The organism is Salipaludibacillus aurantiacus, assembly GCF_900111295.1.
Lineage (GTDB): Bacteria > Bacillota > Bacilli > Bacillales > Salisediminibacteriaceae > Salipaludibacillus > Salipaludibacillus aurantiacus.
Genome location: NZ_FOGT01000012.1, coordinates 54,474 through 78,474, shown reverse-complemented (window position 1 = coordinate 78,474; position 24,001 = coordinate 54,474). Strand labels below are relative to the sequence as shown.

Sequence of the window (24,001 nt, the reverse complement as noted above, 5' to 3'; positions counted from 1 at the left end):
GGCTGGTATATGAGCTGGAAAAGATTAGATACGATAGAAAACTTTTTTGGTACTGAAGTGAAAGACCCTTACAGATGGCTGGAAGACGAGGAAGACCCGGAGACTCAAGAGTGGACTCACGTACACCGGAAATTAAGCGATAAGTACTTTTCTGAAGGATATGACAGAGATGGAGAATATAATAGATTAAAGCAGATATGGAATTATAAAAAGTATTTCGTGCCTGAAAAAGTAAACGGGAAATTGTTCTACCAGTTTAATGACGGGCTGCAAAACCAGGCTTGTTTGTATATGAAGTGGAAAGCTGCACAAAAATTGATCCTGGATCCGGTTACGTTAAGCGAAGACGGAACAACCGCTTTAATTCAAACTTCTGTAAGCAGGGATGGACGGTATTTAGCTTATTCGACCGCCGTCCACGGAAGCGACTGGCAGCAGATAAGAATTAAAGATTTATCTACAGGACAGGATCTGCCGGAGAAAATTGACTGGGTTAAATTCACATCGATTGCTTGGGATGCGGATAACCGCGGCTTTTATTACAGCCGTTTTCCTGAAAAAGGGACTGTAGAGAAAAAAGATGAAAATAATTTTAATAAAGTGTACTATCATGAACTCCATTCATTTCAAAATAAAGATAATCTGATATATGAACAGCCGCAACAAAAGGAGCTGTTATTTACTCCAATTCTAACCGAAGACCACAAGTATCTTTGCCTTACCGTGAATGAAGGGACGGCTTCCCAGAACCGTTTTTACTGCAGGCCGGCTGATGAACCGGATTCGCCTTTTATCCGTCTCCTCGATCAGCAGGATGCAGAATATACGTTTATCGGGAACTCAGATAGTACGCTGTATTTTAAAACGGATCTCCACGCTCCGAAAGGCAGAATTATCTCAGTGAATATCGAAAAACCGGAGCGGGAAAACTGGAAAGAAGTTATTCCTGAGAAAGAAGAAACGTTAGAAAAGGTTATGGTTGCTAATGGCAAGTTTGTTGCCGTCTATCTTGATAAAGCTGTGCACAAAATATCGGTTTACGGGCTGGATGGCCAATTCGTGAGTACGATACCACTTCCCGCTCAAGGGTCATTAACAGATATAACAGCGTCGAAGGACGACAGGGAATTGTTTTTTGGCATAACGACTTATCTTAACCCGGGGATCATTTATGTGTACGATATGGAAACCGAAAATCTTCAGGAATGGGCGCGTTCAGAACCTTCTTTTCCAGCTGAGGATTATAAAACGGAACAGGTATTTTACAAATCGAAAGATGGAACGGAAATATCCATGTTTTTAACTCATAAAAAAGATCTCATGTTAACAGGGCAAAACCGCGTGCTTTTATACGGTTACGGGGGCTTCAATATTTCTGTTACGCCTTCATTCAATCCGGGGATCGTCCGCTGGCTTGAACAGGGGGGGATTTATGCAGTCGCTAATCTCCGCGGCGGCGGTGAATACGGTGAAGAGTGGCATAAAGCAGGAATGCTGGAGAAAAAACAAAATGTATTTGATGATTTTATTGCAGCAGCTGAATGGCTTATAAACGAAAATTATACGAAACCGGAAAAATTGGCTATTATGGGTGCATCAAATGGCGGCCTCCTTACTGCAGCAAGCATGGTTCAAAGACCGGATCTGTTCGGTGCTGTTATTTGCCGTGTCCCGGTAATTGATATGCTCAGGTATCATAAATTTACAATAGGGCGTTATTGGATGCCTGAGTATGGCGATCCCGAAAAGGATGAACAATTTTCTTTTCTGTACCGCTATTCACCCCTTCATAACCTCGTAGAAGGAGAGGCTTATCCTCCTGTGCTTTTAGCCACGGCTGAGAGTGATGACAGGGTGGTGCCGGCCCATGCCAAAAAATTTGCTGCCGCTTTAAAAGATAAAGCTTCTTCAGAGTCTAAGGTGGTGCTGAGACTTGAGTCCAAAGCAGGTCATGGCCTAGGTAAGCCAACATCTAAACAAATTGAAGAGTGGGCAGATTTTTACACCTTCCTAAATAAAGAACTTGATTAAGAATTAACGGGATATATATTTATCTGCCAATTGAATATGACGTAACTTTCTTAAAGAGGAGGCAGCGCATTTGAAAGAACTTAAAGGTCTTCACCATGTGTCAGCGCTGACTGCAGACGCGCAGGAAAATTTGTTTTTTTATACGGAGATTCTGGGGATGAGACTCGTGAAAAAGACGGTTAACCAGGATGAAACAAGTATGTACCATTTATTTTACGCAGATGAGAGAGGCAATCCCGGGACAGAATTAACCTTTTTTGAAATTCCCCAGGCCGGCCGAACGTATGAAGGGACACACAGTATCAGCCAAACAGCTCTGCGTATTCCTGATGATGAGGCCTTGCCTTACTGGTTAGAAAGGTTTGATGAATTTAAAGTAGCCCACGAAGGAATCAATACAGTGAATGGAAGGAAGGCCATCAGCTTCAGAGACTTTGAGGGGCAGAGGCTTCAGATCGTATCGGATGAAACAAACACCGGTGTAGAAGGAGGGAGGCCGTGGGAAAAAAGCCCCGTCCCTCAAAACCGGGGGATTATTGGGCTTGGGCCGATTCAATTAACAGTGCCGAGGCCTGAAAAAACCCATTATGTGTTAACAGAGGTCATGGGATTCTCACAGCAAGGGAAATATAAACTTAACAGCCAGGAAGTCACTGTATTTTCTACTGGAAAAGGCGGTTCAGGAGCAGAAGTCCATGTGGTGGAAAATAACAGCCTCTCTGCGGAACGTCCGGGACGTGGAAGTGTCCATCATGTGGCTTTCCGGGTTGAAAATGAAGAGGAACTTCAAAAGTGGGTCACATATATTCAGTCACGGGGATTTGCCAATTCAGGATTAGTTGAAAGGTATTATTTCCGCTCATTATATTTCCGTGAACCAAACGGCATTCTGTTTGAACTTGCAACTGACGGTCCGGGTTTTGAAAAAGATGAGCCATTTGAAGCGCTTGGTGAAAAACTGTCTTTACCCCCTTATATCGAAAACAGACGGGAAGAAATTGAGGCTAAATTAAAACCTTTAGCGACAAAACGGTAAACGTCTATACAGACTGCGGGAAAATGAGATAGAATACAAAAAGTGGCAGTTAATCAAAGGAGGCATTATGGATATTCTATCAATTTTCCTAGTGGTCTTATTTTTATTTAATATTCTATTTGCAGGAATTATCATATTTATTGAACGAAAAGATGCGTCCGCTACATGGGCTTGGGTTATGATCCTTTTTTTCATTCCTTTTATCGGATTTGTCATTTATTTATTCTTAGGGCAAAACCTTACACGACGCCGTCTCTTTGACTGGGAACGGTTCAGGCAGATCGGCATCGTGGATATCATCTCGAAGCAGATGGATCAGATCCGTAATCCCGAGTTTTCCTTCCACGATGAAGATGTAGACGAGTACCGGGATTTAATTTATATGCATCTTATAAATAATGACGCCATCCTGACAAAGGATAATCAGATTCAGGTGTTAACCGACGGAGAAGAGAAGTTTAACCAGCTTTTTGAAGATATTCAAAAAGCGAAAGATCATATCCATATCCAATATTATATTTTCAGATATGATTCTCTCGGCAAAAAAATAATTGAAGAGTTAACAAAGAAAGCTGAAGAAGGAGTTAAGGTAAGGGTTCTATACGATGAGCTGGGATCCCGAAAACTGAAGAGAAAGCATTTCAGCTCTTTGACTAAAGCCGGAGGAGAAGTGGGGGTCTTCTTCCCATCGAAGTTTCCTCTGATTAATATGCGCCTTAACTACCGTAACCACCGGAAACTGACCATTATCGATGGACAAATTGGCTACGTCGGAGGGTTTAACGCAGGAAACGAGTATTTGGGTAAAGACAAGACTTTTGGCTACTGGCGTGACACGCATTTACGTATCAAAGGCAATGCTGTGGACCCTATGCAGACGAGGTTCATTCTGGACTGGAACCAGGCTTCGAAACATTTTTCCATTGATTACGAGCCAAGGTATTTTCCTATGAAATCAAACGAAGGGAACGCGACCGTCCAAATAGTATCGAGCGGACCTGAGTCTGAATGGGAACAAATTAAAAACGGATATATGAAAATGATTATGAGTGCTAAAGAATCTGTATATATACAGACCCCTTATTTTATTCCAGACCAAAGTCTTCTTGACGCTTTGAGAGTAGCCTCTCTCAGCGGGGTGGATGTCAGATTGATGATCCCGAACAAGCCTGACCACCCATTTATTTATTGGGCGACTTACTCTTATATTGGACTGCTCTTGAAGTCGGGGGCAAATGTTTATATTTATGAAAATGGGTTTATTCATTCCAAATCAATTGTTATAGACCGGAAGATGAATACCGTTGGAACTGCAAATATCGACATGAGAAGTTTTAAACTTAATTTTGAAGTTAACGCGTTTATTTATCATAAAGAGACGTCAGAAGAATTAGCACAGGCATTCGAAAAAGATATGATGGAATCTACTAAATTAACAGAAGAACTTTACAACAAACGGCCACGCTGGATACGTTTTAAAGAATCAATCTCACGGCTTTTATCCCCTATTCTGTAACGGCTTATTCATAAGGCTGCCCGCCGGTGAATGAGGCGGGGATACTTTGAAAATTAAACCACTTTTTTAATAGCTAAGTATATAACGAGTGATTTCATCACTTCAGGTGAACGCTTTCCGCGGGCAATGCTTCAGCTCCCGAGAGAAAATCACTCTCGGGGATTTTCACCTATTGCTGTTCCCGCTGGAGTCGCCACCTTTCATTCTTCAATCACAGTTCAAATTTACTTTTCATTAAAGTAAGTAAAAAAGAAACCCGCACTTTTATAAAATGTGGGTTCTTCGACAAACTGACAGGCGCATACATAGCGCCTGTTTTTTTATGCATTTATATAAAGCAAGAACGTAGAATTTATAAAGGATCCACATTAATTATTGTATAAAAATAAATTATTTTTAATAAAAATGTTGCATATATATGTACCTGTAAGTATAATAATTAATTAATTCAACTTTGACGGGAAAGGACGATGATGTACTTGAAACACGCAGCAATTATCGGGGGCACCGGCTACGGCGCTCTGGAATTAATACGGCTCCTGCAAAACCACCCTGAAGTAACCATTAAAAAGATTATCTCCCATTCACAGGAGGGGGAGTACCTGGAAAATACATACCCTCATCTGGCCTCCTTTCTGGAAGGGCCTATGGAGACATTTGAAGCTGAAAGTTTAGTAAACGACGTAGATATTATATTTTTTGCGACCCCGCCAGGCGTCAGTAAAAATTATATTCCGCAATTAGCCGGAACATCGGTCCAATGTATAGACTTGTCAGGAGATTTACGCCTCGAAAAACCAGAAAATTATGAAAAGTGGTACGGGAAGACACCGGCACCACAGGAAATTTTAGATGAAGCTGTCTACGGACTCAGTGAAATCTATGAAAGCGAGCTTAAAAAAGCGAAAATCTGTTCCAACCCAGGGTGTTACCCAACAGCCAGTCTGCTTGGGCTCATGCCAGCTATTACTCATAAGTTAATAGATAACGAGTCTATTATTATTGACGGAAAAACAGGCGTGTCCGGGGCAGGGCGAACGATGTCTCCTATGACCCATTTCTCTGAAACGAACGAAAATGTGAAACCTTATAAAATTGGCAGGCACCAGCATATTCCCGAGATAGAACAATACTTAGGGAAAGAAGCAGGCAAGCCGGTTTGCATAAATATGACGACTCACCTGCTTCCAATGACGAGAGGCCTCTTATGCACTATGTACGGAAAACTGGCCACGCAGCTTAACACCAAGGAGGCTATTGAAATATATTCGGAATATTACGAAGCTGATCCTTTCGTAAGAATCAGGCCTGAAGGAACGTTTCCTTCAACTAAAGAAGTATCCGGCAGTAATTTCTGTGATATCGGCCTTTATGCAGATGACCGGACGAATCAGCTTGTAATCGTTTCGGCAATAGATAACCTCGTTAAAGGTGCATCTGGGCAGGCTATACAAAATATGAATATTATGAACGGCTGGCAGACAGATAAAGGGTTAAAACAAGTGCCAGTATATCCATAAACTGAAAGGAGATTAAACGATGTTAGTTAAGTCCAAAAGCGAATTCCAGCTTCTTAAAGACGGGCATGTGACGAGTCCAAAAGGATTCACAGCAGGAGGAATGCATTGCGGCCTCCGTAAATCGAAACTGGATTTCGGGTGGCTTCATTCTGAAGTGCCTGCCTGTGCGGCAGGAGTTTACACAATGAATTCTTTTCAGGCAGCCCCATTGAAAGTGACACAGGAAAGTCTGGCAGTTGATCAGAAATTACAGACAATTGTTGTAAATTCAGGCATTGCGAACGCCTGCACCGGAGCGCAGGGTATTGAAGATGCACAGGAAACACAGAAGCTCTCCGCTGCAAAAATGAATGTTAAACAAAACCACGTTGCCGTAGCATCTACAGGGCTTATTGGCGTTACCCTTCCTATGGAAAAAATCGAGGCTGGAATAGAAGCCATGAATGAGCCGGAAAACCAGGCTCCGGAAAGGTTTGAGCAAGCGATACTGACAACCGATACGATTACCAAAACTATCGCGGTCCAACTGGAGATCGATGGAAAAACGATTACAATCGGAGGCGCAGCGAAAGGGTCAGGAATGATCCACCCGAACATGGCGACAATGCTCGCTTATATGACGACAGATGCTGAAGCGGAGCCGGGAAGCCTTCAAAATGCCCTCCGAGCCGTAACCGATAAAACGTTTAATATGATAACTGTCGACGGAGATTGCAGCACGAACGATACAGTTCTTGTTATGGCAAACGGGCTGCAGAATAACGAGCCTTTAAATGAAAATCACCCGCAATGGGATAAATTTGTTCATGCGCTCACTTATGTCAGCGAAGAATTGGCAAAACAAATAGCGAAAGACGGTGAAGGAGCTACAAAACTTATAGAAGTGAAGGTTAAGGGGGCCTCCTCTGAACAGGCAGGCCGAAAAGTAGGCAAAGCAGTTATATCTTCCAACCTCGTTAAATCAGCAGTTTACGGGTCAGACCCTAACTGGGGCAGAATTATTTGTGCCGTCGGTTACAGTGAGGAACCGGTTAATCCTGATAAAGTGAATGTATTTTTAGGTGAGATTCCAGTCGTTAAAAACGGTCTGCCGGTTGATTTTGATGAACAAGAGGGAAAAACCTATCTCGATCAGCCATCTGTGAAACTTACAGTTGATCTGAATGACGGCCATGCTGAAGCAACTGCCTGGGGCTGCGACCTGACATATGATTACGTCAAAATAAACGCATCCTACCGAACGTGAGGCGATTTCATGAAAATAATTGTAATTAAAATAGGCGGAAGTATTATTAACCAGCTTGAACAACCGTTTTTCAAAACGATCTCCCACCTTCAAAAATCAGGAGACTGTTACCCGGTCATCGTACATGGTGGAGGTCCGGGAATTAACGAGGCGTTAAATAAGTGGGAAGTCAACTCGTCATTTGTAAACGGGCTAAGAGTAACCACAAAAGAAGTCCTCGAAATAGCTGAATCGGTTTTAAGCGGGACGATTAACAAACATCTTACAGCAGAGATTGTAAAAGCTGGAGCACCCGGGTTCGGATTAAGCGGAGTAGACGGCAGTGTATTAAAAGTAAAGCCTGCCGATCCGCAAGGAAAGCTGGGATACGTGGGCAAGGTGGTCCAGGTAAATAAAAAATGGCTGGAACTGATTATGGATAACGGCGGTATCCCTGTCGTCTCTCCTATTGGAATTGATGAGAAAGGGCAGAGATACAACATTAATGCAGATATGGCCGCCGCAGCTATAGCTAAAGAACTAAAAGCGGGCATCGCGTTTATCAGTGATATCCCGGGTGTCATGGAGAAGCCGGGAGACCATAGCCGAATATATGATTATTTAACAAAAGGACAAATAGATGAGCTGATTAAGGAAGGGGTTATACATGGAGGGATGATCCCTAAAGTCCTGTCAGCTTTGAACGCACTCGAGGAAGGAGTCGAAGCGCCTGTTATCCTTAACGGGTTAAACCCTCAGGATATCGTTACGTATTTAAAAGGAGAAAAGGCAGGAACGAAAATTGTAATGGAGGAGGTGCACCATGCTTGATTTATCGGCACAGAAAATATCCCCTGTGATGGAAACATACGGACGTTTTCCGATCACGCTTGTAAAAGGAAAAGGCAGCTATGTATGGGATGAGCAAGGTAATAAATATCTCGATTATACGTCCGGCATAGCTACTTGTAACCTTGGCCATATACCAGAAGCTGTTTCAGAAAAACTGAAAAATCAGCTGGACCATTTATGGCATTGTTCCAACTTATACCATATTCCTTCCCAAAATGAGCTGGCAGAAAAACTGACATCCCTCAGCTGCCACGATCAAGTATTCTTTTGCAACAGTGGAGCTGAAGCAAATGAAGCAGCTGTTAAACTGGCCAAAAAATACGCTAAAGACCAGGGATACACTAATAAAACAGACATTGTAACCTTTACGGATTCATTTCACGGCAGGACAGGAACGACCATGGCAGCCACAGCCCAGCAAAAAATTCATGAAGGGTTCACCCCTTTAACACCGGGTTTTTCCTATCTCCCTTTTAATGATCAGGAAGCCTTACTGACTCTTGATGAACAAAAAACGTGTGCGGTCATGCTCGAACTGGTTCAGGGGGAAGGCGGCGTCCGGCCGGCAGATGTCAGCTGGGTTAAGCAGCTATCCAAGATCTGTAAAGAAAAAGACATTCTTCTTATTATAGATGAAGTACAGACAGGAATAGGTAGGACTGGTACACTCTTTGCTTATGAACAGTTCGGTATTAAACCGGATGTCATGACACTTGCTAAAGGCCTGGGATCCGGTATTCCCGTCGGTGCAATGCTCGCAAAAGAGTCTGTTGGACAGTCATTTAAGCCTGGGACTCACGGAAGTACCTTCGGAGGGAATCCGCTCGCCATGACCGCTGCATTGGCAACTATTGAAACAGTAGAAAAATCAGACTTTCTAAAAAAAGCAGAAAAACAGAGTCATTATTTATTTGATGAATTAAAGAAACTGGAGACCCAGTATTCTTTAGTCAAAGAAGTAAGGGGAAAGGGTTTCCTTGTCGGGGTGGAGCTGAACGGGGATGCCAAACATATTGTTAAAGCCCTGCATGGAAAAGGGATTCTCAGTCTTATTGCAGGACCGGCTGTCCTTCGTGTACTCCCTCCTTTAAATACAACCGAAGATGAAATTAATCATTTCTTATCACTATTAAAAGATGTACTGAATGAGCAGGAGGATGCATCATGACTAAGGGTTATCTCATTCTTGAGACAGGAGAAATATTTGAAGGTGAATGGATTGGTTCAAAACAGGAAACAGCAGGTGAAGTCGTATTCAACACCAGTATGACCGGTTACCAGGAGATGATGACAGATCCTTCGTATGCCGGGCAAATCCTTACTTTCTGTTATCCGATCATAGGAAGTTACGGTATAAATGACACGGACGATGAAAGTGGAAAAATTTCTGTGTCAGCTGTTATCCTGAATGATTTGTGTGATGAGCCGAGCCATTACCAGTCAACAGCAACTTTTTCAGAGCAGATTGAAGGGATGGGTATTCCCGGACTGAAAGATGTGGATACCCGCTCTTTAGTCTCTGCCATAAGAAAACACCAGACGGTCAGAGGAAAACTGGTTAAGTCACCGGGACGCCAAAGTTCCCTCCATTCGTGGGGGATAAAAACAAAAGGGGAATTAGTTAAAAGCGTCGCAGTAGAAAATTATCATTATTTCCCTAACAGCGGGCCGCATGTGGTGCTTCTCGATTTCGGGTATAAAAAATCAATCCTTAAAGCGCTGCTCAAAGAAAATTGCAAGGTAACAATTGCTCCTTTTGATACGCCATTTCAGGAAATCCAGGAATTGAATCCCGATGGTGTACTCATCAGTAACGGTCCCGGAGACCCGGCAGAGCTTACGCCATACTTTCCAACTGTAAAAAAGATTACAGAAGCTTATCCGACCCTGGGAATCTGTCTCGGCCACCAGCTGATCGCTCTCGCTTACGGGGCCGAAACAGTTAAAATGCCGTTCGGCCATCGGGGAGGCAACCATCCTGTAAAAGATCTTGTCACCGGGAAAGTTAAAATGACCTCTCAAAACCACGGCTATGCCGTCATAGAACAAAGTCTCGATCAGGAACAGTTTGACGTGCTGTTCAGGAATGTCAACGATAAGTCTCTTGAGGGAATGCAGCATCGAACGCTTCCTGTACAGTCTGTACAGTTTCATCCCGAAGCCCACCCGGGACCAAGCGACACGGAATATATCTTTAAGGAATTTATCAGCCAAGTGCAGGCAGCAGGAGGGAAAGCATATGTGGAAGTCTGACAAATTGCAAAAAGTGCTGGTCATCGGCTCAGGCCCGATAGTCATTGGACAGGCAGCTGAATTTGATTATGCAGGCACTCAGGCCTGCCTGGCACTTAAAGAAGAAGGAATAGAAGTTATCTTAGTCAACAACAACCCGGCTACAATTATGACGGATGATACGATTGCAGATAAAGTATATATGGAACCGTTAACCGTTAACTCTCTTGAAAACATTATTTCCAAGGAGAAGCCTGATGGGGTGATCGGGAGCCTCGGCGGTCAGACCGGCTTGAATTTAACTGTTAATTTAGCCCAACAAGGCGTGCTAGAAAAGTACGGCGTATCCATTTTGGGGACGTCTGTATCCTCTATACAAAAGGGTGAAGACAGGGAGTTATTCCGCGAGCTCATGCTGGACATCGGAGAACCTGTCTCAGAATCGCAAATTGTTGAAACCATTGATGAAGGCTTTTCATTTATTAAAGAAATAGGTTACCCGGTAATCCTTCGTCCTGCTTATACGTTAGGGGGCGGGGGCGGAGGCTTTGCCTATAATGATGAAGAGTTCCATTCCATTTTGAGACAGGGATTAAAGTTAAGTCCGATCAGCCAGGTTCTTGTCGAGAGAAGTATAAAAGGCTGGAAAGAAATAGAGTATGAGGTCATGAGAGACGCTAATGATACATGTGTTATAGTCTGCAATATGGAAAACATGGATCCTGTAGGTGTTCATACCGGTGATTCTATAGTAGTTGCACCTTCCCAGACTTTATCGGACAACCAGTATCAAATGCTGCGTTCAGCTTCTTTAAAAGTTATTCGTGCCCTTGATGTGGTAGGAGGCTGCAATATTCAATTTGCTTTAAATCCTGAATCAGATGAATACGCCATTATTGAAGTTAATCCCCGAGTGAGCAGGTCGTCGGCACTCGCTTCAAAAGCGACCGGCTATCCGATTGCCAGAATGGCTGCCAAGTGTGCGATCGGGCAGCCGCTCGATGAAATTTTAAATCCGATTACCGGTAATACATTTGCTTCTTTTGAACCTGCTTTAGACTATGTCGTTGTTAAACTTCCGCGCTTTCCATTTGATAAGTTTTCTGAGGCGGATCGTTCGCTTGGCACGCAGATGAAAGCAACCGGTGAAGTAATGTCAATAGACAGGACATTTGAAGGGGCATTAAATAAAGCAGTCCGGTCTCTTGAACTTAATGTTCACAGCCTTGTATGGCCGTCGTTTAAAAAGAAATCAAACGAAGAAATTAACGGGCTTCTTACAAACCCGAACGACCTGAGGCTCTTCGCGATTGCAGAAGCATTCACGAGAAAGTATACAATTGAAGAGATCATGAGTTTAACTGAAATTGATTACTGGTTTTTAAGAAAGATAGAAAAAATCATAGTATGTGAACGACATTTAAAAAACGCCGGATGGTCAGGTTTAACAAAAGAGCTTCTTTTAAAAGCCAAGAGGTTAAATATAAGTGACAGCCGGATAGCCGAACTTACAGGGACGAATTCATCGACTCTCAGAAGCGAATATGAACGCATAAACATACACCCTTCATACAAGCTTGTGGATACTTGTGCAGGGGAATTTGACGCTGTCACGCCATATTTTTATTCCACGTGGCATGGGGAAGATGAAGTGGCCGTCTCCGAAGCCCGCAAAAAAATACTGGTTCTCGGTTCAGGTCCTATCCGGATCGGGCAGGGCGTGGAATTTGATTATTGTTCTGTGCACGCAGCGCTTGCAGTTAAAAAGCTCGGATACGAAGCGGTAGTCATAAATAATAATCCAGAAACAGTGAGCACTGATTATTCCGTCGCCGACAGGCTTTATTTTGAGCCGCTTGCTCTTGAAGATGTGTTAGCTGTTATCCGCAAAGAAAAAGTAGAGGGCGTGTTAATCCAGTTCGGAGGCCAGACAGCCATTAATCTGGCAAACGATCTTCAGGAAGAAGGGATCAAAATTTACGGAACTTCACCTGAAAATATTGACCGCCTTGAAGACAGGGGACAGTTTTATGAGCTGCTGAACAGCCTGGATATTCCGCATATCGCGGGGAACAGCGCACATGCGCCTGCTGACTTGACTAAGACGGCCGAAAAACTGGGCTATCCGGTTCTGATCAGACCGTCATACGTGATTGGCGGCCAGTCCATGTTTATCTGCTATAACGAAATAGAGCTCGCCCAGTATGTAGAGCGAATTCAGGAAGAAACAAACAACCGCTGCTGGCCTTTATTAATAGATCAGTATGTACCCGGTCTGGAATGTGAAGTGGATGTCATATCCGACGGTGAAAATATTATTATTCCAGGTATTTTTGAACATCTGGAGAAAGCAGGCGTCCATTCAGGCGACAGTATGACGGTCTTTCCGCCTGTGACACTTACAGAGACAGAAAAGCAGTCGATCGTTGAAATTGCTTCTCAAATAGCTGTAACAACGCCTGTAATCGGAATGATGAATATTCAATTCGTCATTTATGAGGGAACAGTTTACGTTCTTGAAGTCAATCCGAGATCCTCACGGACAGTTCCTATTATGAGCAAAGTCACTGGCTTCCCAATGATTCAGAGTGCAGTGGAAGTACAGCTCGGAAAATTATTAGCTTCAACTGCGGAAACTGCAGGATTATTGAAAGAACCTTCCTACTTTACAGTGAAAGCACCGGTTTTCTCTGCAAGTAAATTAAAAGGCGTGGATCACGTACTCGGCCCTGAGATGAAATCTACTGGCGAAATTATCGGGCTTGGGAAAACAAAGAATGAAGCCTTGAAAAAAGTTGCAAGTTACACTGATGGGGCCGCACAGGAAGGCCGTATTCAATGCTTCGTCTCTGTTTCTGACCGGATGAAAAAAGCGAGTGTCAGCCTGATCCAAAAGTTAGAAGGGATTGGAGCGGAGATTACAGCAACTGAAGGAACCGCCCGGTTTTTAGAAGGCGAAGGGATTCATGCAGCGTCCATCGTGAAAAATAAAACGGATATACTTGCCCATTGGAAAGAGTCGGCACCTCAACTGGTCCTTAATATTCCTAATCAAGGGCGTGAAAAAGAAAAGATCGGTTTTTTCATCAGGGAATTATCAGTAAAATACCAGGTTCCTTATTACACAAGTCTGGAAACACTTGATACCCTGGTCGACTGGTTAAAAGGCGAGCCCGAAAGCTATGAACCTGAAGCCTTACAGGATTTGCTTAGTAAAGAAAAAATAAAAGAAAAGGTGTGAGAAAAATGGAAACTGTAAAGGACGTAAATGAAACGAACGGACAGCTGACAACAGACCATTTATTAACGATAAACGACTTAACTGAAACAGAACTGACTGACCTGATTCAAGAAGCGATTGTGCTTAAACAGGAGTTAAAAGAAGGAATTCCTCATCCCCATTTGCAAGGCAAAACGCTGGGAATGATTTTTGAAAAATCGTCTACGAGAACCAGAGTGTCTTTTGAAACAGGAATGCTCCAGCTTGGCGGGCATGCCCTGTTTCTCAGCTCAAAAGATATACAGCTCGGCCGTGGTGAACCTGTGTCTGATACGGCAAAGGTACTTTCCAGATATGTAGACGGGTTAATGATCCGGACCTTTGACCATGAAACGATAGAGGAATTTGCCCGTCACGCGACTGTCCCGGTCATTAACGGGCTGACAGATCCCCATCATCCAACCCAGGTACTTGCCGATTTAATGACTATATATGAATATAAAGGCACTTTTGAAGGCTTAAAGCTCTGTTATATAGGAGACGGCAACAACAATATGACCCACTCGCTTCTTCAGGGAGCCGCTCTGACAGGAATGAATATGACGGTTTCCAGCCCGGAAGGCTATCAGCCTGACCCTGGTATTTTCAAGGAAGCTTCTATAAAAGCAAGTAAAAAAGGGGCTGACATTTCATTTTCCACCGATCCTCACGAAGCGGTAAAAGATGCAGATATTATTGTGACTGATGTGTGGACCAGTATGGGAATGGAAGACGAAACAAACGAACGTCTGACAGCTTTTAAACCGTACCAAGTCAACAGCAAACTTGCAGAGCATGCAAAAAGTGATTATTTATTTCTGCACTGTCTGCCTGCCCACAGGGAAGAAGAAGTAACGGCTGAAATTATTGACGGACCGCACTCGGCCGTATTTGATGAAGCTGAAAACAGACTTCACGCACAGAAAGCATTATTAAAAAAAATCATGAAAAAATAAATTTTTTTGTAGACATATGCATAAAAATACGTTAGGATAGATAAAAATACTACTTCAAGGAGCGATTATCAAATGAGTAAAGGGAAAGTTGTTTTAGCCTATTCAGGAGGACTTGATACCTCCGTTTCTATTAAATGGCTGCAAGAGCAGTACGGGTATGATGTGATTGCCCTTGGACTGGAGATCGGTGAAGGAAAAGATTTAGACGCGTTAAAAGTTAAAGCTTTAGAAGTTGGTGCGGATAAAGCAGTTATTATTGACGCTAAGGAGCTGTTGGCGGAAGAGTATCTTCTTCCTGCATTAAAAGCAAATTGCATGTACGAAGGAAAATATCCGTTATCGTCAGCATTATCCCGTCCGTTAATTGCTAAACTGCTTGTTGAAGTTGCGGAAAAGGAAGGCGCTGTAGCCGTAGCCCACGGTTGTACAGGAAAAGGAAATGACCAGGTGAGATTCGAAGTCTCCATCCAGGCATTAAATCCGGATTTGGAAGTCATTGCACCTGTTAGAGAATGGGGCATGAACCGTGAAGAAGAGATCGAATATGCGAAACAGAAAAACATTCCTGTTCCTGTAAATCTTGAAAAGCCTTATTCAATTGATGCAAATATTTGGGGACGTGCCTGTGAAGCAGGAGTTCTTGAAGATACCTGGAAAGAGGCGCCTGAAGAAGCATTTGACTGGACGGCATCAATTGCAGATGCACCTGATGAGCCTGAATACGCAGAAATTGAATTTAAAGAAGGCAAACCGGTTGCTCTAAACGGCGAAAAATTATCGATGGTGGAGATTATTAAACAGTTAAATAAAATTGGCGGAAAACACGGGGTAGGGCGAATCGACCATATTGAAAACAGACTGGTCGGAATTAAAGCAAGAGAAGTCTATGAAAACCCGGGCGCCCTTATTTTAATAAATGCCCATAAAGAACTGGAGTTTTTAACGTTACCTAAAGAAGTTACCCAGTATAAAACAAAGATCGATCAGGAAATGACCCAGCTTGTCTATGATGGACTCTGGTATTCGCCGCTTAAAAATGCACTCGAGGGCTTCATTAATGAAACACAGAAAAATGTAAACGGAAAAATAAAAGTGAAGCTTTGGAAAGGAACACATATGGTCATAGCGAGACAGTCAGACAACAGCCTTTATAATGAAGAGCTTGCCACCTATTCAAAAGGGGATGCTTTTGACCATTACTCTGCTGTTGGTTTTATAAAATTATGGGGCCTTTCCACAAAAACATATTCACAAGTGAATAATAAAAAGCCGGAACTTGCAAATACTGAAAAGTAGAAAACTGAGAGGCATCAGTCACCGTCGGCGTTCTGATTAAAATCGGAGCGCTGACGGTGTTACGTTTTTAAGGGTGGCTAATTTAAAGATTCCTGTGTATATTAAAGATTATAAATTATTCAGTCGGCGAACTGGGAGCCGGCATCAATACTTTTCTTCAACAGAGCTATAATTAATAGGGAGGTCTAAGTTATGTCGAAGCTTTGGGGCGGCAGATTTACAAAAGAAACAAATAAATTAGTAGAGGAAGAAACAGCGTCAATCTCATTTGATCAGAAACTTGCGGATGAGGATATTCAGGGAAGTATCGCTCACGTTCATATGCTGGCTTCAACCGGCATTTTGTCAGAGGAAGAAGCTGAAAAAATAGAAGCAGGTCTTAAAAGTGTTCTTCAGAAAATTAAAAAAGGCGAGCTTGCTTTTTCAGTCGAAAATGAAGACATACATATGAATATTGAAAAATTCCTCATTGATGAAATAGGCCCTTTGGGTGGGAAACTTCATACAGGGCGCAGCCGGAATGACCAGGTTGCTACAGATATGCATCTATATTTAAAAAACCATACTGAGCAGATTATTGAACATATCAAAGCGGTACAGACAGCTGTTTTAAACCAGGCGAAAGACCATGTAGAAACGATTCTGCCTGGTTACACTCACTTGCAGCGCGCCCAGCCTGTTTCTTTTGCCCATCATTTATTAGCTTATTTCTGGATGCTTCAAAGAGACAAAGAACGTTTGCAGGACAGCCTGAAACGGGTGAGCGGATCGCCGCTCGGAGCCGGCGCTCTGGCAGGAACGACTTTTCCTCTTGACCGTCATCAGGTCGCAGAGGAGCTCGGTTTTGATTATGTGTATCCGAACAGCATGGACGCTGTCAGTGACCGTGATTTCATACTTGAATTTATGTCAGCAGCTTCAATCATGATGATGCATATCTCCAGGCTTTCTGAAGAACTGGTGATCTGGAGCAGTCAGGAATTCCAATTTATTGAGCTCGATGATTCTTTCTGTACAGGTTCCAGCATTATGCCGCAAAAGAAAAATCCGGATGTTCCTGAACTTCTCCGTGCAAAGACCGGGAGAGTGTATGGAAACCTGATCGGGTTGTTAACTGTATTGAAAGGCCTGCCTCTTGCCTATAACAAAGATATGCAGGAAGACAAAGAAGGCATGTTTGATACAGTAGAAACCCTGGAAGGTTCTCTCGGAATGCTTGCTCCAATGATAGACACGATGATGGTGAGAAAGGAAAACATGAAACAGGCGGTATCCGAAGATTATTCGAACGCAACAGATATAGCCGATTACCTGGTAACGAAAGGACTTCCTTTCAGGGAGGCGCACGAAATTATTGGAAAAATTGTATTGTACGGCATTGATCATGGTAAATATCTGCTCGACTTAACACTTGATGAGTTTAAACAGTTCAGCGGGCTGTTTGAAGAGGATATTTACGAGGTTCTAGCGCCTGAACAGGTAGTGGCTAACAGGAAAAGTTATGGCGGCACCTCTCAGGAACAGGTAAAAGAGCAGATTCTGCTGGCTGAAAAAGCTCTTTAACTGGTCCGGAAAAGCTCTGTTATTGCAACAGGGCTTTTTTATGAAAAGGCCATTTCTGAATAAAAGCTTGCAGATTACCATGTATACACAGGTTTCGTGGCTATACTAAAAAATCTCTTTATTACACGAAACAGGCTGTTCCTCAGGGACATTAAAAAATATCACTAAATTTTCTAATAATAAGCTTTTCTTTCAAATAGTTTATGATACAATAGTTAACATTAACGCGTTAAAGCGAGTGGGGAATATGGAGAATGGTTCATATATACAAATTATGAAACTTCAGGCCCGTCTCTACTCTCTAACGGATGAGGAATTGAATGAACTGGAGGATCTATTGTTAAACACGCCTTGCAAGTGCCAAAAGCCTGTGGAGTGTAAGGGGATCTGCGCCACTGAACGGAGAGTCAGAAAAGAGCAGAGAAACCGGAATATGACCCTTTAAAGCGCTGGAATGCCTTATTCCGGGCGTTTTTCTTTAGTTAATAATACTCTTCTGAACGGAGGGGAGCACACCCGGAGGATCAGCGACGTTCCAGGGGACAAGCGAGCAGGGACAAATCAACACTTAAATTGAAAAGAGTCTTATAAAGGAGTGAGAGAAATGATCGAAGCAAAACTGGATATTGTAGAAAACCAAAACAAAAAACCAAAACCTGAAGGAGACGACCTTCCTTTTGGGCAAGTCTTTACAGATCATATGTTTACAATGGAATACACAAGGGAGAAGGGCTGGTTTCAGCCGCAGATTGTCCCATATGAACCAATTACACTTGATCCAGCAGCGATGATTTTTCATTACGGGCAATCCGTATTCGAAGGGTTAAAAGCTTACCTTAATTCAGAAGGCGACATCCAGCTGTTCAGGCCGGAAGAAAACCTTAAACGCATGAACCGTTCAAACGGCCGGATGAGCATTCCGCCGATAAGCGAAGAACTGGTCATTAATTATTTAAAACAGCTCTTATTGCTTGAGAAAGAGTGGATACCTAATGAAGAAGGCCGATCATTATATATTCGTCCATTTGTTATTGCTACGGAGGCTAATCTGGCCGTCGCTCCATCACAAAGCTATAAGTTTATGATTATTCTTTCGCCTGTCGGATCATACTACCCTGAAGGGATCCATCCGGTCAGCATACAAGTGGAAGAACATTTTACCCGGGCTGTGAGAGGCGGAACAGGTACCGCGAAAACCGGCGGTAATTACTGCGGGGGTTACAAGGCTCAGGAAAAAGCTGCAGACAGAGGACACGCCCAGGTGATGTGGCTTGACGGCGTCCATAAAAAATATATTGAAGAAGTAGGCAGCATGAATGTGTTTTTTAAAATTAACGGGCAGATTATTACGCCTGAACTGAATGACAGTATTTTAGAAGGGGTCACCAGAAAATCGATTATCGAATTGCTTAAGCATTGGAATATCGATGTTATAGAACGTAAAATTTCAATGGAAGAACTGCTTCAGGCTTATGAAGATGGACAGCTTGAAGAAGCGTTCGGAGCCGGAACGGCCGCAGTTGTGTCCCCCATAGGCGAATTAAGCTGGCAGGATGAAACAATGATTATTAACGGAAGACAGACTGGAGACTTAACAAAATTCCTTTATAATACAATAACAGGGATCCAGACAGGGAAACTCCCTGATACTTTCAACTGGACAGAAACAGTGAAGGAACTTTAAAAGCCTCTCAAGAAGGTAAAGCGAACATCAATAGTGAGGCGTTTTATCCAGCAGGCAGGGCATGAGTCCGGTGCCGAACCGAACTCATGCTTTTTATTTTTACATTCATTTCATTTAACTTCAGGTTTTATAACTGTCTTCTGTCATTTTGTATGTCTTACAGATGGTTGCAATTATAGTCAACAACATATTTAACGTAATTCTTCTGAATATCTTGACGTTCATTGCTTTAAGAAATGGAAATCGGCAAGTGGCATGCACTTGCCGATTAATGTTCAGTTAAATCCTGATTTTTTTGGATAGCCGCCCCCGGGAACTAATTAAAACCCTGAAAGAGCTTTTGCATATTTAAATGGAGTAGGCAGGATATAAGGCAGGACGAGGCGTTCATCTTTTGTCCGATAAGCTTTTTTTTCAGACGCATAATTGACCTGGACTTCCAGCAGCCATATTTTACGGTTCTTATCCATTACGAAGTCTACAGCTGCGTCTCCAAGCTTTGCTCCGTCTCTTTCCATACCCTTTAAAACTCTGATACACAGTCTGGTCAGTTCTTCTTTTTTCTGTTTCGCCTGTGAATCGTTCATATTAAATACTTCTTTAAATGCTTTGTCACCCGGAATTATCCTCTCCCTGTTTTTAGAATTTGAAATAACACTTCCTGCTTTAGCTACTTTAGTTTCCATTCCTGAATATTTCCACTGTTTAGTTTCATCTTTCTGGATATACACCCTGAAATCCATTTTGTTCCTGGATTTTTTAAAGCGGATCTCCTGCTGGACAATATAATTTCCATTTTTTCTGAGTTTGTTTCTTAATACTGCGGCTAATCTTTTTTTCGTTTTAACAACTTTTCTGTAACCTGTATGGTTGGATATTCGGTAACCATTTTTTAATTTTCTTACGTGTAAGATTCCTCTGCCTCTGGATAAAGCTCGAGGCTTCAAGTAGACAGAATTATATTTTTTGGCCATTCTTACAACGCTGTCAACACCCTTGTATCTCATGGTTTTCGGTAAATGGTTTCTAATATTTTTTCTTCTGCTCATTCTGCTGTAAAATTTCCATTTGCTACCGTTAATAAACGGAAAGTTAAAGATCTTTTTGCCAATATGATATTTAAAATGCCTGTAAGTGGAGGTTTTCATTCTGGTACGGATAAACATGGCAGATGGATATGGAAAAGTGCCAGCAGTAAATGAAGCTGTCTTCGCGTTGTAATAGTAGCCCTTAATAGTCTTATTGTAGCGATTAATGCCTCTTTTTTTAAAAATAAATATCAAGCCGTTTATTCCATTATATTTGCTGAACCGGAGTTTCTGGAGGCGCCGCCTTTTATAATTTCTGGCTGAAACAAGATGGCCAATGACAGGACCTAAATACATGTTGTTCCCTTTGAAATAGCATTCGTATTTTAAGACTGGGATGGTGATTCTTTTTGACATTCTTCTTGGGATTATAATTTCCCCTGTGTTTAGTTTCCGGTCGATTTTTATATTCAGTTTTTTACTCTTTTCTCCAAAATGGAGTTTTATATAGCCAGAATTAATTTTCAGCCTTCTTAAAGTTCTATTATTTAAATAAATGGAGCTTTGGTTTCTTTTACGGCTGAAACGGATAAAGCCCTTAAATTTCTTAGCCAATTATTTCACCCCTGATTCATATTTGTATAGTTAAGAATATTCATTTTAGAGAATTTCTTTTATAACGCTTTCTTCACAGACATTTTTGCCAGTAAAAGAGTAGGGTCTATCTTGGTCATATCATTTTTAAGATAATCAAATAACAGAGGAATTTCAGTGCAACCGCCAATGAGCGATGAAATACTTTCGTTATAATACTTTTCTAAAACTCTGTTTAAATCTTTTAAATAAGGATTATCTTCTAACTTTCCTGCTTTCACACATTTAATCGTTTTATTGATGATTTTCTGTTCTTCTGCATTTGGAGTGATGATTTCGAGAGGAGTATTCTGGCATGCTTTCTGGTATAACCCGTAATCTACTGTTGTAGCTGTAGCAAGTAAAAGAACTTTTTTGTGCTTGTAGTCCCGAAGGAGTGTTTCTATTGTGAGATCAACCATACTGTAAAAAGGAATGGTCAAAGCCTCTTTTATTTCATCCTGCCATATATGAGCTGTGTTACATGGCATAATAATGAAGTCCACGCCTGCTTTTTCAAGAATCCTTGCTGAAATAACTAATTGGTTTAATGCTTTTTCAGATTCTCTTACAGCGGGGATTTTTGTGTTGTTATAAATAAATATAGGCAAGTGCTCCTGATCTGTTTCGGCTTTCGTATTCAGGACAATTTTTCTAAATAAGTCAATTGTAGCAGCCGGTCCCATTCCTCCCAGAATTCCTATTATTTTCGACATCGGCTTCTCCTCTTTCTATGATTTATCCTGAAATTACTAATATCTTATGACCTCTGAAAGAATTGGTATAAACCCTTGTCCTCACGTAAAAGCACATTTTCCACTAATATTCTCTGAGGTGGTGTCTGTAAAGAAAAAGAGCCATAAAAGCTTGTTTACATTAGAGTGTTTGCTGGGGAGTAACTGGGAAATGTCATGAAAAATAGAAAAAACCTGCAGCAGGCCGGAAATTTCCGGCCTGCTGCAGGTTTATATCAATATGACACCGGCCGTTAAACGGCGAGTTTCATCTGTTAACATTTTAGTTTTTAAAAATTGGGGAATCCTGTTTCAGCTGATTATCGAGCAGAAATGGGAACCAGTAATTACTGCACCTCAATCAGACTTAATTTAAAATTTCCGACACTGCCTTTTTCGTACAGGTTGGTTACAGAACTGGCATAGCTTGCTATTGATCCTTTAAAAGTCAGGTTTCTTTCCGGCACTTCAACATTAAAAGGACCGTTATAGAGCAGGGTGGTAATGTCATGATAATCCTCATGGGTCACTTTAAAATGAACCGAAACCATTGTTCTGCCATTCTCCGTTTTTTCTTCGTAATCTTCTAAATCTATAGACCTGTTGTTTAAAATCAGTGTTTTAACCAAAGTGTCACCACCTTAAATGAGTGTGCTGTCCGCTGTTCTCTATATGCTCTTAGTATTGTCGGCAATAACATGAGGTTAATTCGTTGTCCCTTTAAGTGCTGCTGCTTTCAAAATATGGATTTAAAGCAGGGTACTAAGAATCATGAGTAGGTCTGTTACTGTTTTTCAGTATTAAGAGTAATCCAGAAACGGTGTACCACATTTCCCTGATTATCTGTAAAATCGTCGTCCCGTATACCGCCATTTTTAAGAATCGTCTTTCTTGAAGCCGTGTTGTAATCATCACAGACAACAAGGACTTTGCGGATCCCGATTAAATCAGCTTTTTCCAGGGATAATTCAAGCAGCCTGGAAGCATACCCTTTTCGTCGTTCCGAAGGCCGTATGCCATAACCGATGTGGCCGCCTTCATTTAATAATTTCTCAGTCAGTTTGTGGCGTATATTGACACAGCCTAAGATCCGGCTTTGTTCATTAACCAGCCAGTATGTAGAGTCGGGGACCCATCCTTTTGGCAGTTTCAATTCATTTTCGTTATCATATAACGACTGAACCATTTTGCCAAACTCAAAAGGGGATCTCTCAATGACCCACGGAATCATCACTTCGCCACTTTCCTTCCATTCCTTGTAAAATGACAGGTATTCTTTTTCCAGCAGGGTAGTCGGTTTAATTAACGAGACGCGGTCCATTAATAAGATCCTCCTTAAAAAAATATCAGTTAATATATTTCTTTAGAAAATGATAAATAGCTAAGATGACTGCAAACGAGAAAATAAATCCAATGATGGCCGCTGCCCAGAGGATTTCTCCCGTTAACAGTTGGCCGAGGACAATGATAATCGCAGAGAAACTGAATGCCCCTGCCATTCCGAAAAGAACAGGGTAGGGAACAGGTGTCATTTTTTTCATTCGCACCTCCATCTTTTTAATATGTGCTTCTTCAGGGTTTTGTCAGTTTAATCATTATAACATTGATTTCTGGTTAATTATGTTAATATGAATAATAACTTATTCTTTAAAAAGGACACTTACTCTATGAAAAAATTGGATTTGTTCTCAAATTATTTATACAGGAAGACTGGCTTTAAAACATGGCTCCTGTCATTTATTATTTTTAGTTTGTTTTTAACATTTATTCTGCCGGAAACGGCAGCAACTACTGAACGTATAACTGGGACAGGAGAATCTCCTGACGGATCGTATGTGTACACTTCCGATGATATATACAGGATGGCAGAAGAATATGGCGAAGAGGGGAGAGAGTATTATATCCGTTCAAGATTTACATTTGACATTGTATGGCCGCTCGTCTATCTCTTTTTTTTATACACATCATTAACGAATCTTTACAGGTCTTTTCAGTCTGTAAAAATTATAAAATATAGTCATTTACTCCCTTTTGGCGCTGTGCTATTTGATTTTTTTGAAAACACTTCAGCTTCTGTTGTTATGGCGCGTTACCCGTCAGTTACTCCAGTGATCGCTGAACTGGCTACTGTATTTACTTTTATAAAATGGAACTTAATTTATACCAGTTTTGCAGTGCTTTTTGCAGGTTTACTGATAAAAGGTATTTTGTTAATACGCAGGTTGGCTGCTAAATGGAAATAACTTAAGAAGAGGGGGGGACATCTGAGAGGTGAGAGGAAGCTAGAGAAAAAAAGTCAGTCAGGTACAGCCCGGCTTCTTTATTCTTATAGATGATATTTATAAGCTTGACGGCAAATAACAGCCGTCAAGCATTTCTTTGTCTCGCATCTTTTAAAATAAGACGCTTGTTCTCCATACATATTAATAAATATGA

19 protein-coding genes are annotated in these 24,001 nt (G+C 41.8%); 14 read left to right on the top strand and 5 right to left on the bottom strand.

What is annotated here, in order from left to right; translation table 11 throughout:
* Positions 1–9 precede the first annotated feature (9 nt).
* The 13 genes from BMW59_RS14645 (at position 10) to BMW59_RS14585 (ending at position 19,170) form a co-directional block, all read left to right on the top strand.
* Positions 10–2,031 (top strand): prolyl oligopeptidase family serine peptidase, encoded by a 2,022-nt coding sequence (locus tag BMW59_RS14645; protein WP_093053782.1) that lies wholly within the window; start codon positions 10–12, stop codon positions 2,029–2,031.
* A gap of 70 nt (positions 2,032–2,101) precedes the next feature.
* Entirely contained in the window at positions 2,102–3,067 is a 966-nt protein-coding gene (locus tag BMW59_RS14640) for a ring-cleaving dioxygenase (protein ID WP_177174359.1), read from the top strand.
* Between the two features lie 67 nt (positions 3,068–3,134).
* On the top strand, positions 3,135–4,583 hold the full coding sequence (gene cls / locus BMW59_RS14635) for a cardiolipin synthase (RefSeq protein ID WP_093053779.1): 1,449 nt from the start codon (positions 3,135–3,137) through the stop codon (positions 4,581–4,583).
* 470 nt (positions 4,584–5,053) lie between these two features.
* Entirely contained in the window at positions 5,054–6,103 is a 1,050-nt protein-coding gene (gene argC, locus BMW59_RS14630) for an N-acetyl-gamma-glutamyl-phosphate reductase (protein ID WP_245733126.1), read from the top strand.
* A gap of 19 nt (positions 6,104–6,122) precedes the next feature.
* On the top strand, positions 6,123–7,349 hold the full coding sequence (gene argJ / locus BMW59_RS14625; protein WP_093053776.1) for a bifunctional glutamate N-acetyltransferase/amino-acid acetyltransferase ArgJ: 1,227 nt from the start codon (positions 6,123–6,125) through the stop codon (positions 7,347–7,349).
* A 9-nt stretch (positions 7,350–7,358) separates the two neighbouring features.
* Positions 7,359–8,159, top strand: coding sequence for an acetylglutamate kinase (argB, locus tag BMW59_RS14620; RefSeq protein ID WP_093053774.1), 801 nt, complete (start codon positions 7,359–7,361; stop codon positions 8,157–8,159).
* Positions 8,152–9,348, top strand: a complete 1,197-nt coding sequence (locus BMW59_RS14615) for an acetylornithine transaminase (protein ID WP_093053771.1) — start codon at positions 8,152–8,154, stop codon at positions 9,346–9,348. Before argB ends, BMW59_RS14615 begins: the two co-directional genes overlap by 8 nt.
* Positions 9,345–10,433, top strand: coding sequence for a carbamoyl phosphate synthase small subunit (locus BMW59_RS14610; protein ID WP_093053768.1), 1,089 nt, complete (start codon positions 9,345–9,347; stop codon positions 10,431–10,433). The genes BMW59_RS14615 and BMW59_RS14610 overlap by 4 nt, the downstream gene beginning before the upstream one ends.
* A complete protein-coding gene (gene carB, locus BMW59_RS14605; protein WP_093053765.1) occupies positions 10,420–13,653 on the top strand; it encodes a carbamoyl-phosphate synthase (glutamine-hydrolyzing) large subunit in 3,234 nt (1,077 codons plus the stop codon). The genes BMW59_RS14610 and carB overlap by 14 nt, the downstream gene beginning before the upstream one ends.
* A 5-nt stretch (positions 13,654–13,658) precedes the next feature.
* The gene (gene argF / locus BMW59_RS14600) at positions 13,659–14,627 is read left to right on the top strand and encodes an ornithine carbamoyltransferase (RefSeq protein ID WP_093053762.1); all 969 of its coding nucleotides are present in this window, start codon (positions 13,659–13,661) and stop codon (positions 14,625–14,627) included.
* A 72-nt stretch (positions 14,628–14,699) separates the two neighbouring features.
* Positions 14,700–15,923: an argininosuccinate synthase gene (locus BMW59_RS14595; RefSeq protein ID WP_093053759.1), complete on the top strand. Its 1,224-nt coding sequence runs from the start codon at positions 14,700–14,702 to the stop codon at positions 15,921–15,923.
* Between the two features lie 192 nt (positions 15,924–16,115).
* The gene (argH, locus tag BMW59_RS14590) at positions 16,116–17,486 is read left to right on the top strand and encodes an argininosuccinate lyase (RefSeq protein ID WP_093053757.1); all 1,371 of its coding nucleotides are present in this window, start codon (positions 16,116–16,118) and stop codon (positions 17,484–17,486) included.
* 604 nt (positions 17,487–18,090) lie between these two features.
* Positions 18,091–19,170: a branched-chain amino acid aminotransferase gene (locus tag BMW59_RS14585; protein ID WP_093053753.1), complete on the top strand. Its 1,080-nt coding sequence runs from the start codon at positions 18,091–18,093 to the stop codon at positions 19,168–19,170.
* Positions 19,171–19,490: 320 nt separating this feature from the next.
* On the opposite strand, the gene BMW59_RS14580 is transcribed toward BMW59_RS14585, so the two are convergent.
* From BMW59_RS14580 to BMW59_RS14560, 5 genes are all read right to left on the bottom strand, one after another.
* Positions 19,491–20,615 (bottom strand): YheC/YheD family endospore coat-associated protein, encoded by a 1,125-nt coding sequence (locus BMW59_RS14580; RefSeq protein ID WP_177174358.1) that lies wholly within the window; start codon positions 20,613–20,615, stop codon positions 19,491–19,493.
* Between the two features lie 257 nt (positions 20,616–20,872).
* The gene (gene cuyB, locus BMW59_RS14575; RefSeq protein ID WP_093053747.1) at positions 20,873–21,547 is read right to left on the bottom strand and encodes a cysteate racemase; all 675 of its coding nucleotides are present in this window, start codon (positions 21,545–21,547) and stop codon (positions 20,873–20,875) included.
* Positions 21,548–21,912: 365 nt separating this feature from the next.
* On the bottom strand, positions 21,913–22,194 hold the full coding sequence (locus tag BMW59_RS14570) for a DUF3219 family protein (protein WP_093053743.1): 282 nt from the start codon (positions 22,192–22,194) through the stop codon (positions 21,913–21,915).
* Between the two features lie 155 nt (positions 22,195–22,349).
* The gene (locus BMW59_RS14565; protein WP_093053739.1) at positions 22,350–22,886 is read right to left on the bottom strand and encodes a GNAT family N-acetyltransferase; all 537 of its coding nucleotides are present in this window, start codon (positions 22,884–22,886) and stop codon (positions 22,350–22,352) included.
* A gap of 25 nt (positions 22,887–22,911) precedes the next feature.
* Positions 22,912–23,106, bottom strand: a complete 195-nt coding sequence (locus tag BMW59_RS14560) for a hypothetical protein (RefSeq protein WP_093053736.1) — start codon at positions 23,104–23,106, stop codon at positions 22,912–22,914.
* 126 nt (positions 23,107–23,232) lie between these two features.
* Between BMW59_RS14560 and BMW59_RS14555 the strand changes: the two genes are divergently transcribed.
* Positions 23,233–23,808, top strand: coding sequence for a hypothetical protein (locus BMW59_RS14555; RefSeq protein WP_093053733.1), 576 nt, complete (start codon positions 23,233–23,235; stop codon positions 23,806–23,808).
* Positions 23,809–24,001: the final 193 nt, after the last annotated feature.